This window comes from Pectobacterium wasabiae CFBP 3304, assembly GCF_001742185.1.
Classification (GTDB): domain Bacteria; phylum Pseudomonadota; class Gammaproteobacteria; order Enterobacterales; family Enterobacteriaceae; genus Pectobacterium; species Pectobacterium wasabiae.
Map to the genome: position 1 here is coordinate 429,759 of NZ_CP015750.1, position 13,914 is coordinate 443,672.

At 51.2% G+C, this 13,914-nt stretch carries 15 protein-coding genes; 4 read left to right on the top strand and 11 right to left on the bottom strand.

From position 1 onward, the window contains the following. Positions 1-20 precede the first annotated feature (20 nt). From hscB to trmJ, 6 genes are all read right to left on the bottom strand, one after another. Positions 21-539: a co-chaperone HscB gene (hscB, locus tag A7983_RS02010; protein ID WP_005970173.1), complete on the bottom strand. Its 519-nt coding sequence runs from the start codon at positions 537-539 to the stop codon at positions 21-23. Between the two features lie 71 nt (positions 540-610). After that, positions 611-934, bottom strand: a complete 324-nt coding sequence (gene iscA, locus A7983_RS02015; protein ID WP_005970175.1) for an iron-sulfur cluster assembly protein IscA — start codon at positions 932-934, stop codon at positions 611-613. Positions 935-1,015: 81 nt separating this feature from the next. After that, positions 1,016-1,402: a Fe-S cluster assembly scaffold IscU gene (iscU, locus tag A7983_RS02020; protein WP_005970177.1), complete on the bottom strand. Its 387-nt coding sequence runs from the start codon at positions 1,400-1,402 to the stop codon at positions 1,016-1,018. Positions 1,403-1,426: 24 nt separating this feature from the next. Beyond that, a complete protein-coding gene (locus A7983_RS02025; RefSeq protein WP_005970179.1) occupies positions 1,427-2,641 on the bottom strand; it encodes an IscS subfamily cysteine desulfurase in 1,215 nt (404 codons plus the stop codon). Positions 2,642-2,893: 252 nt separating this feature from the next. Continuing rightward, the gene (gene iscR / locus A7983_RS02030) at positions 2,894-3,388 is read right to left on the bottom strand and encodes a Fe-S cluster assembly transcriptional regulator IscR (protein ID WP_005970180.1); all 495 of its coding nucleotides are present in this window, start codon (positions 3,386-3,388) and stop codon (positions 2,894-2,896) included. A 119-nt stretch (positions 3,389-3,507) separates the two neighbouring features. Beyond that, a complete protein-coding gene (gene trmJ / locus A7983_RS02035) occupies positions 3,508-4,233 on the bottom strand; it encodes a tRNA (cytosine(32)/uridine(32)-2'-O)-methyltransferase TrmJ (RefSeq protein WP_005970181.1) in 726 nt (241 codons plus the stop codon). A 142-nt stretch (positions 4,234-4,375) separates the two neighbouring features. Between trmJ and suhB the strand changes: the two genes are divergently transcribed. The 4 genes from suhB (at position 4,376) to A7983_RS02055 (ending at position 8,376) form a co-directional block, all read left to right on the top strand. Next, positions 4,376-5,179 (top strand): inositol-1-monophosphatase, encoded by an 804-nt coding sequence (gene suhB / locus A7983_RS02040; RefSeq protein ID WP_005970182.1) that lies wholly within the window; start codon positions 4,376-4,378, stop codon positions 5,177-5,179. 192 nt (positions 5,180-5,371) lie between these two features. Beyond that, on the top strand, positions 5,372-6,490 hold the full coding sequence (locus tag A7983_RS02045) for an ABC transporter substrate-binding protein (RefSeq protein ID WP_005970184.1): 1,119 nt from the start codon (positions 5,372-5,374) through the stop codon (positions 6,488-6,490). A 6-nt stretch (positions 6,491-6,496) separates the two neighbouring features. After that, on the top strand, positions 6,497-7,579 hold the full coding sequence (locus A7983_RS02050; protein WP_005970186.1) for a FecCD family ABC transporter permease: 1,083 nt from the start codon (positions 6,497-6,499) through the stop codon (positions 7,577-7,579). Continuing rightward, positions 7,576-8,376 carry an ABC transporter ATP-binding protein gene (locus A7983_RS02055; RefSeq protein WP_005970187.1) on the top strand — a complete coding sequence of 267 codons (801 nt, stop codon included), beginning with the start codon at positions 7,576-7,578 and terminating at the stop codon, positions 8,374-8,376. Before A7983_RS02050 ends, A7983_RS02055 begins: the two co-directional genes overlap by 4 nt. Positions 8,377-8,432: 56 nt before the next feature. Here the strand turns inward: A7983_RS02055 and A7983_RS02060 are convergent, their stop codons facing one another. From A7983_RS02060 to A7983_RS02080, 5 genes are all read right to left on the bottom strand, one after another. Further along, the gene (locus tag A7983_RS02060; RefSeq protein ID WP_005970188.1) at positions 8,433-8,756 is read right to left on the bottom strand and encodes a hypothetical protein; all 324 of its coding nucleotides are present in this window, start codon (positions 8,754-8,756) and stop codon (positions 8,433-8,435) included. A gap of 87 nt (positions 8,757-8,843) precedes the next feature. Continuing rightward, positions 8,844-10,511: a methyl-accepting chemotaxis protein gene (locus A7983_RS02065; RefSeq protein ID WP_005970189.1), complete on the bottom strand. Its 1,668-nt coding sequence runs from the start codon at positions 10,509-10,511 to the stop codon at positions 8,844-8,846. A 422-nt stretch (positions 10,512-10,933) separates the two neighbouring features. Further along, positions 10,934-12,061, bottom strand: coding sequence for an ABC transporter substrate-binding protein (locus tag A7983_RS02070; protein ID WP_005970190.1), 1,128 nt, complete (start codon positions 12,059-12,061; stop codon positions 10,934-10,936). Between the two features lie 118 nt (positions 12,062-12,179). Next, on the bottom strand, positions 12,180-13,253 hold the full coding sequence (locus tag A7983_RS02075; protein WP_039478176.1) for a nickel/cobalt transporter: 1,074 nt from the start codon (positions 13,251-13,253) through the stop codon (positions 12,180-12,182). Further along, complete coding sequence (locus tag A7983_RS02080; protein WP_039478178.1) at positions 13,244-13,903, bottom strand: DUF1007 family protein; 660 nt, start codon at positions 13,901-13,903, stop codon at positions 13,244-13,246. Before A7983_RS02080 ends, A7983_RS02075 begins: the two co-directional genes overlap by 10 nt. Between the last annotated feature and the right edge of the window lie 11 nt (positions 13,904-13,914).

Here is a 13,914-nt window from a genome sequence, read left to right on the forward strand (position 1 = left end):
TTTACCGCCGGATTAACGAGTTATCTATCCAGCAATTGTTCTTCGAGTTCTTCAACCTGTTGCTGGAGCTTGTCTAAAAAGCGTAGCTTGCGCACGGTGTCCGCAGCGTCTGTCCACGTCTCATTATCGAGTTCATCACGCATGTGAGAATGACGTGTGGCGATCGCGGCCTGCAAACGCTCGGCGAAGGCCGCCAGCGCATCATCCGCATCGGATCGCCGCGAAATCGACTCTAACTCTTCGCGCAGTTCAAGCTGTTCCATCAGGAATGCGGTGTCACGCATCGTATGCTGTTCGTTGTTCACATCAAAACCGTGCAGTGACAGCATGTACTCCGCGCGTTTCAGCGGATGCTTTAGCGCCTGATAGGCGTTATTGATCGTCGCCGCCTGCTGTACCGCCAGCATACGCTCGCGCTCAGGGCTGGCAGCATAACGGTCAGGATGGAACTGCCGTTGCAAGTCCTGAAACCGGGATGCAAGCAGGCCACCATCCACATCATAGCGAATAGGCAGCCCGAATAACGTAAAGTAATCCATAGTGGTACTCTGGGAGTTCTGGGTAGCGGCACTTGCCATTCGTTAATAGCATGCTCACTACCCAAGAGAGGTCAGACGTTGAAACTTTCGCCGCAACCACATTCGCCGGTAATGTTAGGATTATTGAACTTAAAGCCTTCGTTCAACCCTTCCTTGACGAAATCCAACTCGGTTCCGTCAAGATAAACCAGGCTTTTGCCATCCACGATGACCTTGACGCCTTTGTCTTCAAAGACTGTGTCACCGTCGTTCAAATCATCCACAAACTCCAGCACATACGCCATACCAGAGCAGCCGGATGTACGCACGCCAAGACGCAGTCCAAGGCCTTTGCCCCGGTTTGCGATGAAAGCGCTCACGCGTTGTGCCGCACTTTCACTCAGAGAAATCGACATACTGTTACCTCGATCGTTCGCCAGCTCGACGGGATCAGGCACCGAGAACCACGGTGCCCCCGACGAGTTCAGCCGCAGAGATTACTGCGCGTCGCGTTTACTTTTGTAATCCGCAATCGCTGCCTTGATAGCGTCTTCTGCCAGAATGGAGCAGTGGATCTTCACTGGCGGTAGCTCAAGCTCTTCGGCAATCTGCGTGTTCTTAATCGCTTCAGCTTCATTCAGCGATTTGCCTTTTACCCACTCAGTGACCAGCGAGCTGGAGGCAATAGCAGAACCACAACCGTATGTCTTGAAGCGGGCATCTTCGATGATACCCTCATTGTTGACTTTTATCTGCAACTTCATCACATCGCCGCACGCTGGCGCGCCGACCATGCCACTGCCGATAGAAGGATCGGCGTTGTCAAACGAACCCACGTTGCGTGGATTTTCGTAGTGATCAATTACTTTTTCGCTGTAAGCCATGATAGTCGTCCCCGATCTGGTGAATTAATGATGTGCCCATTCGATGCTGCTGATATCCACGCCCTGCTTGAACATTTCCCACAACGGAGAAAGATCGCGCAGACGGCCGATGGATTTACGTACCAGCTCGATGGTGTAGTCGATCTCTTCTTCGGTGGTAAAACGCCCCAGCGAGAAACGGATCGAGCTATGTGCCAGCTCATCATTCATGCCCAACGCACGTAACACGTAGGAGGGCTCCAGACTAGCCGACGTACAGGCAGAACCGGACGATACCGCCAGATCCTTGAGCGCCATAATCAACGATTCACCCTCAACATAGTTGAAGCTGACGTTCAGGATGTTAGGCACGCCCTGCTCGATATCACCATTCAGATAGACTTCTTCAATATCATTAATACCGTTCCACAGACGATCGCGCAGCGCACGCAGGCGATCCATTTCTGCGGTCATCCCTTCTTTCGCGATGCGGTAGGCTTCGCCCATACCGACAATCTGATGCACAGGCAAGGTGCCAGAACGCATACCGCGCTCATGGCCACCGCCGTGCATCTGCGCTTCAAGGCGAATACGGGGTTTACGACGAACATACAGTGCTCCGATCCCTTTCGGCCCATAGATTTTATGGCCGGAGAAAGACATCAGATCCACTTTTAACTGACTGAGATCGATAGGCAGTTTACCTACGCTCTGCGTGGCATCGACATGGAATACGATACCGCGGCTACGGCACATCTCACCGATGGCTGCGATATCCTGCACAACGCCAATTTCGTTGTTAACGTGCATGATGGAAACCAGAATGGTGTCCTCACGCATTGCGGCTTCAAGTTCAGTCAGGTCGATAATACCGTTACGCTGCGGTGCCAAGTAAGTGACATCGAAACCTTCACGTTCAAGCTGACGACAGGTATCCAGCACGGCTTTGTGTTCAGTCTTGCTGGTGATGATGTGCTTGCCCTTCTTCTGATAGAAGTTGGCAGCACCTTTAATCGCGAGGTTATCGGCTTCGGTCGCGCCTGACGTGAAGACGATCTCACGCGGGTCGGCACCAACCAGTTCAGCAATTTGGTTACGGGCGATATCAACCGCCTCTTCCGCCTGCCAGCCAAAACGGTGTGAACGGGAAGCCGGATTACCGAACGTACCGTCCAGAGTCAAACACTGCATCATTTTCTCAGCAACGCGCGGGTCAACCGGCGTGGTGGCTGAATAATCGAGATAGATAGGTAACTTCATTGCTCATAAACTCCGTACATCACTTCAAAACGTACAATGCGTTTTGTTTTATTGACAGGTTGTTTATACCCGCAACCTCTCGGGCCAATGCAAAATTTTACGATGTCATCGTCGGAACAATTCATCGTCACAACAACACCGTGACAGCCGCAATAACACGCGTACCACATTAGGCAATATGGTCATCGATTACGCAGCGATCAGAAAGACAAAACGTGACGAGTAAAGATAGCTCGTCACGTTGAAGGTATATCAGGCGCGCAGGTTAACGTTGATCGTTTCCTGGATACGTCCATTAGCGGTACGGCGGATGTCAGCATCCTGACGATCGGCAACGTTCAGCACTTCCTTATTATTCACCAGCTCATCCAGCGTGATGTTATTCAGGAAGTCGGTAATACGGTCGCTCAGATCGCGCCACAGCGTATGCGTCAGGCAGCGATCGCCACCCTGGCAGCCTTCACGACCCTGACAGCGCGTTGCATCAACAGACTCATCGACCGCAGAAATAACCATACCAACGGCGATTTCATTCGCGCTTTTACCCAGCAGATAACCACCGCCCGGGCCACGAACGCTGGCAACTAGTCCGTTCTTGCGCAAGCGCGAAAACAGTTGCTCCAGATAAGACAGTGAAATGCCTTGGCGTTCAGAAATATCCGCTAATGGAACCGGACCTTCCTGGGAGTGTAGAGCCACATCGAGCATGGCGGTAACGGCGTAACGGCCTTTGGATGTCAGTCTCATGATAGTGGTACCTGTAGGTAAAACATGTATTATGAAAACATGTATTGGCAGAACATACCGCGAGTCTGACATTCCCGAGTGTTTTAGTCAACTATTTAACCGAGTAAAATACTCAAGTATTATTCGTCGTGTGTTTTCTGTACTGAACTCAGTATCCCACGCAGGATGTTAAGTTCCTGCGCTTCAGGTCTGGCGCGGGTAAACAGGCGACGCAGCTTGTTCATCACCTGCCCTTGATGTGCGGGTCGGATAAATCCGGTTTGCAGCAATGTCTCTTCGAGATGCTGATAAAAGCGTTCCAGATCGTCGACTAGCGGATACGGCGACTCTTCATGTTCCGGCTTACCGGCCTGTAGCCGATCTAAATGCGCGATACGGACTTCATAAGCAATAATCTGCACCGCCATCGCCAGATTTAACGAGCTGTATTCCGGATTAGCGGGGATGGCCACGTGATAATGGCATTTTTGCAGTTCATCATTCGTCAGCCCGACACGTTCACGCCCAAACACCAATGCAACTGGAGCGTGCTCCGCTTCCTGTGCGCTACGAACACCGCACTCGCGCGGATCCAGCATCGGCCAAGGCAACGTGCGAGAACGCGCACTGGTGCCAACGACCAGACTACAACCCTCAAGCGCCTGATCGAGCGAATCAACAATCGTAGCATTACCGATGACATCGCTGGCACCGGCCGCCAGCGCAATCGCCTGCGAATCAGGCTTAACCAGTGGATTGACCAAATAAAGTTTGCTTAATCCCATGGTTTTCATCGCTCTGGCCACCGACCCCATATTGCCAGTGTGCGACGTTTCAACCAGAACAATGCGAATATTGTCTAACATATGTACTCTGTTATGCGAAAAGGAAGAAATAGTAGTGTGAAAAGGAAAGCGCCATACCTTAACACAAACTTAGCTATTTTACTTTTCCACTGCTATACTCTGCGCCGCTTTCCGTTCTTTAACATTCCAGTGGACCGATACCATGCATCCGATGCTCAACATCGCTATACGCGCTGCGCGTAAAGCCGGTAATTTAATTGCCAAGAACTATGAAACGCCAGACGCCGTCGAAGCTAGCCAGAAAGGCAGCAACGATTTTGTGACCAACGTCGATCGGGATGCAGAACGTCTGATCGTTGAAGTCATCCGTAAATCTTACCCACAGCACACCATTATTGGTGAAGAGTGTGGCGAGCTGGTTGGCGAAGATCCGGCAGTACAATGGGTTATCGATCCTCTGGATGGCACCACCAACTTCATCAAACGTTTACCCCACTTCGCCGTTTCTATCGCGGTTCGCATTAAAGGCCGTACCGAAGTTGCCGTTGTTTATGATCCTATGCGTAATGAACTGTTTAGTGCTACCCGTGGTCAGGGTGCGCAGTTGAACGGCTATCGTCTGCGCAGCAGCACTGCCCGCGATCTGGACGGCACCGTGCTGGCAACCGGCTTCCCTTTCAAATTAAAACAACACAGCAAAAGTTATATCAATGTCATCGGCGCGCTGTTCACCCAGTGTGCGGATTTCCGCCGCACGGGTTCTGCTGCACTGGATCTCGCCTATGTAGCCGCGGGTCGCGTTGACGGTTTCTTTGAAATCGGCCTGAAGCCGTGGGATTTTGCTGGTGGCGAACTGCTGGTACGCGAAGCTGGCGGGATCGTGACAGACTTCGTTGGTGCTCATAACTATATGACGTCCGGCAATCTGGTTGCAGGTAATCCGCGAGTGGTTAAAGCCATTCTGGGCACCATTCGTGAAGAACTGAGTGACGCGCTGAAACGCTAATTTCGCCCCACTCCGGCCCACCCACATAAAAATGAAATCGGGTCGGAGTTGTTATTTTTCTTTACATATGAATCCTGTATACGCATTGTTTATCCTTATACGATAATAATTATCAAACTCATTACACTGATGAGTTCAGTACTCTACTGATAAATTCAATACTCTGATAAATTGTGAATTAGGATGACCACCATGTTAAGAACATCAGTAAGATCGCTCTTTCTGACTGCATTACTCTCCGCTCCGCTCTTCAGCTACGCCACCCAATATCCTCTCACCGTTACCGACTTCGACGGCAGAAGTGTCACCATTCAACAAGAGCCACAGCGCATCATTCTGCAAGACGGCCGCGACATTATGGCGATGGCCCTGCTTGACCGCGATAATCCCTTTCAGCGTCTGGTTGCCTGGAACAATCTGGCAAAAAAACAGGACACCGCAACCTGGGACATGCTGAAAGGAAAGTGGCCTCAGTCCGTTGGTATTCTGGACATGGGATTCAGTGATAAAGGCAACGTCGATCTGGAAAGCGTGCTGTCAAAACAGCCGGACCTGATGATTGCCCAGTTGCGTGCCAAGGCGGCGCTGAAAGAAAGTGGCGTGATCGACAAACTCAGCGCGCTGAATATTCCCGTACTCTTTGTCGATTATGAAGTGAATCCGGCGAAAGATACCGCCCCCAGCATCGACCTATTGGGTAAGGTTCTGAACCGCGAAACTAATGCCAAAGCGTATACCGATTTCTATCGTCAGCACTTTGATGCCATTCAGCAGAAAACCGCCGCAATCACCCCGAAACCCGGCGTCTTTGTAGAACCGATTGCCGGTAACTCAGACTCCTGCTGCTTCACACACAGCAACAGCGGTTGGGGCGGACTGATTGAAGCGGTCGGCGCAAAAAATATTGGTTCTGATTTGCTGCCGGGCGCAACAGGTTTTGTCTCGCTGGAAAAGATTATCAGCATGAAACCTGATGTCTACATCATGACAGGCTCTAAACGTGGTAACAGTCAGGTACTGCCGCTAGGCTATGGTGCCAGCGTAGAAGGTGTTCGCACTCAGGCTAACGTGCTACTCAACCGCACCGGTATTAGCCAAATTCCGGCCGTTCAGGCTAAGCACGTGTATGGCGTTTACCACCATTTCTACAACCATCCCTACAACATTGTCGGTATGGAATATCTGGCAAAAGATATTTATCCTCAGGCGTTTGCCAGCTTGAATCCTGATGACACGTATCACCATATCATTCAGAATTTTACCTCACTGCCTGACAGTGACTTTATCTTTGCCTGGAAACAAGGTGAATAATTTTTCATGAGTACAACCACTGAACCGGGTATCCGTAATACTGCCACGGATGCCAACACCATTATGGACAACTATCGCGGCATTATTCGACGCCGTGTAGGTGTTATGGCGATACTGCTGTTGATCATCATCGGCTCGTTGTTGCTGGATTTCACGATGGGGCCTTCGGGGCTAACGCTTGATGTGCTCTGGAACACGCTGACCGATCCGGCCAGCGCCGATGCAGGTACGCGCGTGATCGTCTGGGATATTCGTCTGCCCTATGCGCTGATGGCCATCATCGTCGGGCTAGCGCTCGGCCTGGCTGGTGCAGAAATGCAGACGATCCTGAACAATCCGTTGGCCAGCCCGTTTACGCTCGGCGTTTCCTCCGCTGCCGCATTCGGCGCGGCGCTGGCGATCGTGCTCGGCATCGGCATCCCCGGTATTCCGGCTCAGTGGTTTATTTCTGCTAACGCATTTATTTTCGCCCTATTGGCAGCATTGCTGCTTGATGGCATTACGCGCTGGACGCAGGTCGCCACCTCCGGCGTGGTGTTGTTCGGCATCGCGTTGGTGTTCACTTTCAATGCGCTGGTTTCCATGCTCCAGTTCATCGCTAACGAAGACACGCTGCAAGGTTTAGTGTTCTGGACCATGGGCAGTCTGGCCCGCGCCTCGTGGGAAAAACTGGGCATCCTGCTGCTGGTGCTGGTCATCGTTATGCCCATTTCGCTAATGAGTTCATGGAAACTGACCGCACTGCGGCTGGGTGAAGATCGTGCCGTCAGCTTCGGCATTAACGTGCGCCGCTTGCGCCTGGCAACGCTGCTGCGCATTAGCATTTTATCCGCTATTTCGGTCGCGTTTGTTGGCCCCATCGGCTTTATCGGCCTGGTTGCTCCGCATATCGCGCGTATGATTTTCGGTGAAGATCACCGCTTCTATCTGCCTGCCAGTGCGTTAACGGGCGCACTGGTACTGTCGATGGCGTCTGTTGCCTCGAAAAACCTGATTCCCGGCGTCATTATTCCGGTCGGTATCGTCACCTCACTGGTTGGCGTACCTTTCTTCCTGAGTATTATTCTGCGCCACAGAGGGAACGTATGAGTCAGCAAACCCTATCTGGATTACGACTTTCCCATTTTCGTGCGGGTTATCCCAAGCGTCAGGTGATTCGCGATCTGTCCGTACCACAACTGCCACGCGGGAAGATCACCGTTCTACTCGGCCCCAACGGCAGCGGCAAATCCACCCTACTGCGTGCAATGGCAGGCCTGAACCCTTCTGAAGGCGAACTGTGGCTGGATGACACCAACCTGATGACATTGCCGTTCGCTCAGCGGGCGGAAAAGGTCGTTTATCTGCCGCAATCCTTGCCCGCAGGCGTTCATCTGCACGTGCTGGAATCTATTATCGTCGCACAGCGCGCGTCCGGCGGCATGCATAACGCCGAAAAGCAGGATGAAGTCATGACCCTGCTGCGTCAGTTAGGTATCGAGCATCTGGCGTTGAGCTATCTCGATCAACTCTCTGGCGGACAGAAGCAACTGGTTGGGTTAGCGCAATCACTGATCCGCCAGCCCTCGCTGCTCTTGCTGGACGAGCCGCTCAGCGCGCTGGATCTGAATTATCAATTCCACGTAATGGATTTAGTGCGTAAAGAGACGCGCAAGCGCAACATCATCACCGTGGTGGTGGTGCATGACATCAATATCGCGCTGCGTCATGGCGACCACGTGTTGATGCTACAAAATGGTAACCTGATTGCCGATGGTGCCCCCGCAGAGGTCATTAGCCCCGAAAGCCTGTCAGCGGTCTATGGCGTGCGCGGACGTATTGAACGCTGTTCACAGGGCGTACCACAGGTGATTATCGACGGACTGGTCAGCGAGCCGACCATCTAAATGATGGGCCATTCGAACAACCTCCGGTAAGCAAGCGCCCCGGAGGTATAATATTGCTAGTCTAAACGCTCAGTTCCCAACATATCGCGCATGTTCGTCAGCATGTTCTCAAACAGGCGTAATGCCAAGCCAACACTGTTTACATTGTAATACAGCGCCGCGTCATGATGTTTCAAGTAATGCTCAAACTCTGGTTTACCGATCAATTTATAAATTTCAGTAAAACGCAAAATCAGATGACGACAATTGTTGAGATACAGATCAAGCGTGCGGTAATCGCTGTTCATTAGCTGAGTCAGTAGCGTCGTCATGTGTTCGAATTCCGCCAACAAGGACGCATAATCTCCCAAATTTTCAGCGCTGTGCTCGGTCGATTTCATATTGTCATCTCCCTTTATCCTTTCGCCATCCGGCATAGGATTCTATGGCCGCGTACAGCCTTAAGGCACCACACGCGGCTCGATAGATTAGAAACGCTGCCAATCTCCTTCATCCTGAGCAGCAGCGCTTTTTTTCTTCGCGGGGGCGAGACGAGGTACGGACATGCCAGACGGTACAGAGGCAAGAGCGGGGGTCAGTGCCGCTGGAGTCATTTGCCCCACAATAAATTGCCCGACCAGTTGGCTCAATGTGCTTGCCTGTTCCTGCAATGACTGCGAGGCGGCTGACGCTTCCTCGACCAATGAGGCATTTTGCTGGGTCACATCATCCATCTGGTTAACGGCCTGATGCACCTGACTGATACCCTGACTTTGCTCTTCCGTCGCCGCAGCGATTTCGTTCACCAAATCCGTCACCTGTTGGATCGCGTCTTTCATCGCCGCCATGTTTTTCCCTACATCGCTGGCTTGTTCAACCCCTGCTGATACCAGCGAATTTGACGCACCGATCAAATCCTTGATTTCGCGGGCTGCCGTAGACGAACGCTGTGCCAGCGTGCGCACTTCTCCTGCGACCACGGCGAAACCACGCCCTTGCTCACCCGCACGCGCGGCTTCTACCGCCGCATTCAGAGCAAGGATGTTGGTCTGAAACGCAATCCCTTCAATGAGCGCAATGATGTCGGTAATCTTGCCTGAGCTAGTACGAATATGTTCCATCGTACTCAGCATCGTACTGACTGAATCGGCACTATTGATAGAAATCCGGCTGGCATTACCCGCCAACAGGCTGGCCTGCTGCGTGTTTTCCGCATTCTGGCGTACTGTTTCGCTGATTTCCGTCATACTGGCAGCGGTTTGTTCCAGCGAAGCCGCCTGTTCCTCAGTACGTGCTGACAGATCCTCATTACCTGCTGCAATCTGCGTCGCCGCACTACTTACCGACTGCGATGAAGCATTCACCGAAGCCAGCGCCGCGGAAACGCGATGCATCAGGCTATTAAAGGCACGGGCAGTATTCCCAACCTCATCCTTGCGCCGATCGTCAGCCTGAATGGTCAGATCAAGATGATTGCTGACGTCTTCCATCGTTTGATTCATATTGTTCAAACTCTTTCTAATGCCCAGGATGGTTCTCACAGCAAAAAAACCAATCAACAGCACAACCAATAGCGTGCCTGACAACAGGCCAAACCACGTTTGATCATAAACTTGTTTATTCACCTGGCGCAGATCGTCGCCCATTTTAACATTAAGATCGAATTGCTTACGGTAATTGGCGAGGAGGTCACGAACCACTCTCCCCGGACCGTCCATTCCCTGAAGCAGGCCAAGAGCAACATCGTTTTGGTTCGCTTTTGACGCATTAATAAAAGCAGGTAGCGATGCCTGTAATTTTTGGGTCTGGTCAATTGCCGCATTAGTTAGTTGTCGATCCGCCTCGCTGGAAGCATCATTTATCAGGTAATACTCATTGAGCTTCTTTATTTCCTCAATGGTTCTATTAATGTCCTGCTCGATCGCAGGCAGCTTACGATCGTCATCCGTAGTCTGATGACGATACAAAAAAAGCACCAGTGAATTACTTTTATCCACCAAGCTATTCAAATCCTTGATGCTTGGAATAGCATTATCCTGAACGTATTCAAAACGAGACTGGAACCCTGACAATAGTGACAAAGTGACGATAACCAATGCGATAAGTGCTAGCGACATTAACGAAAACGTCAACAGCAGGCGTTGCGTGATATTCATAAACCGCTCCATTTTAAATTTTTATACTGCATATTTTCCTGATTCGGGTATGTCGCATCCGCAACATCCCGTTCTTGCATGCCATTGAGTGAAGATCAGGCATTCTTTCACCACGCTCAGTTATCGACACATCAGCAAGCAGTTTTATATATTCGATCGCCAAAACCATTCAATAATCTCAAATCAATATGAGAAAACTATCAAAACAAGATAATCGATCGTCAAAAACATCTGACGATCCGTGATGACATAAATTGATAGGGAAACGTTTGCTTTACTCTTCGCAAGATAAAGAATTCAGTGACATAAACATCGCCAACGCTGCTGCCGATGGGCACCGGAATCGGTAAGAAAGGTATAAAAAAAGCACTGACCAATTAAGGTTCAGTGCTTTTTTATCTCTGGTTTACTGTCTGATAGCGTTATTTCTTCGCTGGCAGCGTAACCCAATAGCCTGGCTGATACGGCAGCGGCAGGAACTTCTCATGGAAGGTACGGAATGTTGCATCAGGGTCGAGATCTTTAAACAGTTCCGGGTGCATCCATTTCGCTAATACTTGAATCGCCACAAACTGATACGGACTATCATAGAACTGATGCCAGATTGCATGAGCGTTGCCATCGGTTGCTACTGGCAACGTTTTAAATGCTGCGCGTTCCATCAGTTTTTGCAAACGTTGCAGCGCTTCCTTCTGATCGGCTCCCGGTCCGACGCCAACCCAGCCGTTCGCCGTGTTGTAGTTTTTCCAGTTAGCACCCGTTACTACCACGACATCAGGACGAGAGCTGATAATCTGCTCAGGGTTCAGCGTACCAAACGTGCCGGGGATGATGTTCTTGGCAATGTTGTCACCGCCGGCAGCCTCAACCATGCGGCCAAAGTTCTCATCACCGAATGACATACAGCACTCTTCATCATAGCCACCCGCGCGGTCGATCATCACTTTCGGGCGTGGACCCTGATAGTTTTTCAGCCGATCGGTAACGAGTTCAATCTGCTCACGGCGGAACTTAATAATCTCTTCCGCACGTTGGGGCTTGCCCACCAGTTGGCCCATAATGTGAATGCTTTTCTCTGCGTTCTCAAACGGCTTTTCGCGGAAATCGATAAACACCACCGGAATACCCAGCGAATTGAGTTTTTCAATCAATTTGCCTTCATCCGTCGCCGCTTTTGACTCCAGATTCATCAACACCAAATCCGGTTTCAGCGTCAATGCCTGCTCGACGTTGAAAGTACCGTCTTTCGCCCCGCCAAAGGTCGGCAGCTTTGTGATCTCCGGGTATTTCTTTTCATAAGCCAGATAGCCGTCGTAATCGGCTTTTGGCAGATCGTCACGCCAGCCCACCACACGTTGGAACGGCGACTCGGTATCAAAGGCGGCCAGCAGATAAATTTGTCGACCTTCCCCTAAAATAATCCGCTTCACTTCGGATTTGATTTCTACCTTCCTGCCACTAACGTCTTCAATAACAATCGGGTTAGCGCTAGCAGCAACGCTCGCACTCAGCCCCAAAAGCATAACGACTGAGAACAGCCATTTTTTCATTCTTATTCCCTTCTGCGATTATGGTTATAGATGATAATAGTTATCATTAATGAAATAATATCTCGCCGTGATTATCGGAGGCAATGGGTTTTTAACGCGAGGTTAATAAAAAGTGAAATCAGCCGGAGAATGGCCGAATACCGCCCATCATCGCGGGCTGTGCGCTGAGATAAAGCAGGATGCCGGAGCCAACTAAAATCAGCCCGCCAGCAAAAGCCAAAAGAGAAAAAGCAGTACGCTGCCACACGGGCGATGCGCGGTTCGCACCTAGGCGCTCAACAACACGACGACAGTAAAAAACCAACACGGCCAGTGCCGAGATGGTGATCGCCGTTCCGGCAGCCATCACCAGCGCGGAGGCCACGCCCCACACATAAACGCCGATCACTTTAGAGAAAAGCAGCACCAGAATGGCACCGGAGCACGGGCGCATCCCCATCGCCAGCACAATCATCAGACGCGTGCGCCAGCGGCTATCACGCTCAAGTTCTTCCTGACTGGGGAGATGGCGGTGCCCGCAGCCACAGTCAGCATCGTGCTGATGAAGGGAGTGAGGCGGCACAGAAATCGGACGAAGCGTCATACGTCCATGAACTGATACGTTAAGTGGTGTCATGCGAAAAATCGTCGCCGGCTTGGGTTGCCACACTAGCGCGATATATAGCTGCTTCAACGCACGAAAACAGAGCAATAACCCCAGCCCTGCCACCAACACGAAGCTCCCTTTTTCCATCCAAAAACTGCTGTTATGCAGCGTTCGGCTCGACAATTGCAAGATCCCAAGTACTACGGTCACCAGTACTACTGCCATCAACCCTTGAACCAGCGAGGCCGCAAGCGTTAACTTCAGGCTGCTTTTTAGCTTCGACGGATGTGTCGCTAAATAGGTCATGATGACGACTTTACCATGCCCCGGCCCGACCGCATGGAGCACGCCATAGACCAGACTGAACATCATCAAACTCAGCCCTGCCTGATGCGGTTGCTGTTCCACCATCTGCAACAAGTGCGACATCTGCTGGTGCAGCGATTTCTGCCACATCGCACTTTGCAGCACGATTTGCGGCCAATACCCCACGATGTAATGCAGCGCCGTGGCAAGCAGCACCAAAAACAGCCACAGCGGCCACAGATCGCGCAGTCGGCTCAATAACGAGCGTTGATGTAACAGCGGGCCAAGGTTCATTGACATTGCAACGTCACCCGCTGTGCAAACTGTTTCCCCAAGTCCATATCTTCATCCGGTGCATCATTTTTATCTAGCGACAGCGCATAAGATTGCAATTCAGCATTAGGTTCCGGCGTGACGAGCGTGGTTTTACAACGTGAAGCCAGCGCAGGCGCCAGATTAATGGCCTTATCATTCTGATAGGACATATCGACAAAGTAGGTCGGGTCGTAAGTAGAAATCAGCAAAGGCTTGCCAGCCAGCGGCTGTGGGTGTGCCAGCGGCAACACAAATTCCAGTACCGCCTGGTTGCCTTTACGGGAAAGGTGATACTCGGTTGGCAGCCGCGCATATTTTACGGGCTGATTATCGCGATAAATATCGGTGAAATAGTGCTGCCCCAAGACATTCGCCATAACTTCCGCCGCCAGTTTTTTCCAGACGTCAGAATCAGTTTTCGCCTTCCCTGCGTCATACAGCAGGTCGGCCGATGTAATAGGATCCATCGTCCACTGCATGCGTAAACCAGTGATATTGTCGTTCTGACTCTCAACTGTCGTCTGCATATCAATAAAACTGTGTGGGTGAGCGAAAACGGGCTGGCAGAGTGCCAAGCCTGTCATTAGTAACGTTATCCGACCGACTCGTCGTTTCAAAGCGTTATAATGTAACATTATTTTTACCA

Excerpts from the sequence above, each read along its gene's own strand:
- A7983_RS02065 (WP_005970189.1), bottom strand. The coding sequence starts at position 10,511 with ATGAATATCACGCAACGCCTGCTGTTGACGTTTTCGTTAATGTCGCTA.
- hscB (WP_005970173.1), bottom strand. The coding sequence starts at position 539 with ATGGATTACTTTACGTTATTCGGGCTGCCTATTCGCTATGATGTGGAT.
- suhB (WP_005970182.1), top strand. The coding sequence starts at position 4,376 with ATGCATCCGATGCTCAACATCGCTATACGCGCTGCGCGTAAAGCCGGT.
- iscU (WP_005970177.1), bottom strand. The coding sequence starts at position 1,402 with ATGGCTTACAGCGAAAAAGTAATTGATCACTACGAAAATCCACGCAAC.
- trmJ (WP_005970181.1), bottom strand. The coding sequence starts at position 4,233 with ATGTTAGACAATATTCGCATTGTTCTGGTTGAAACGTCGCACACTGGC.
- A7983_RS02060 (WP_005970188.1), bottom strand. The coding sequence starts at position 8,756 with ATGAAATCGACCGAGCACAGCGCTGAAAATTTGGGAGATTATGCGTCC.
- iscA (WP_005970175.1), bottom strand. The coding sequence starts at position 934 with ATGTCGATTTCTCTGAGTGAAAGTGCGGCACAACGCGTGAGCGCTTTC.
- A7983_RS02070 (WP_005970190.1), bottom strand. The coding sequence starts at position 12,061 with ATGAAAAAATGGCTGTTCTCAGTCGTTATGCTTTTGGGGCTGAGTGCG.
- A7983_RS02050 (WP_005970186.1), top strand. The coding sequence starts at position 6,497 with ATGAGTACAACCACTGAACCGGGTATCCGTAATACTGCCACGGATGCC.
- A7983_RS02055 (WP_005970187.1), top strand. The coding sequence starts at position 7,576 with ATGAGTCAGCAAACCCTATCTGGATTACGACTTTCCCATTTTCGTGCG.
- A7983_RS02075 (WP_039478176.1), bottom strand. The coding sequence starts at position 13,253 with ATGTCAATGAACCTTGGCCCGCTGTTACATCAACGCTCGTTATTGAGC.
- A7983_RS02025 (WP_005970179.1), bottom strand. The coding sequence starts at position 2,641 with ATGAAGTTACCTATCTATCTCGATTATTCAGCCACCACGCCGGTTGAC.
- iscR (WP_005970180.1), bottom strand. The coding sequence starts at position 3,388 with ATGAGACTGACATCCAAAGGCCGTTACGCCGTTACCGCCATGCTCGAT.
- A7983_RS02045 (WP_005970184.1), top strand. The coding sequence starts at position 5,372 with ATGTTAAGAACATCAGTAAGATCGCTCTTTCTGACTGCATTACTCTCC.
- A7983_RS02080 (WP_039478178.1), bottom strand. The coding sequence starts at position 13,903 with ATGTTACATTATAACGCTTTGAAACGACGAGTCGGTCGGATAACGTTA.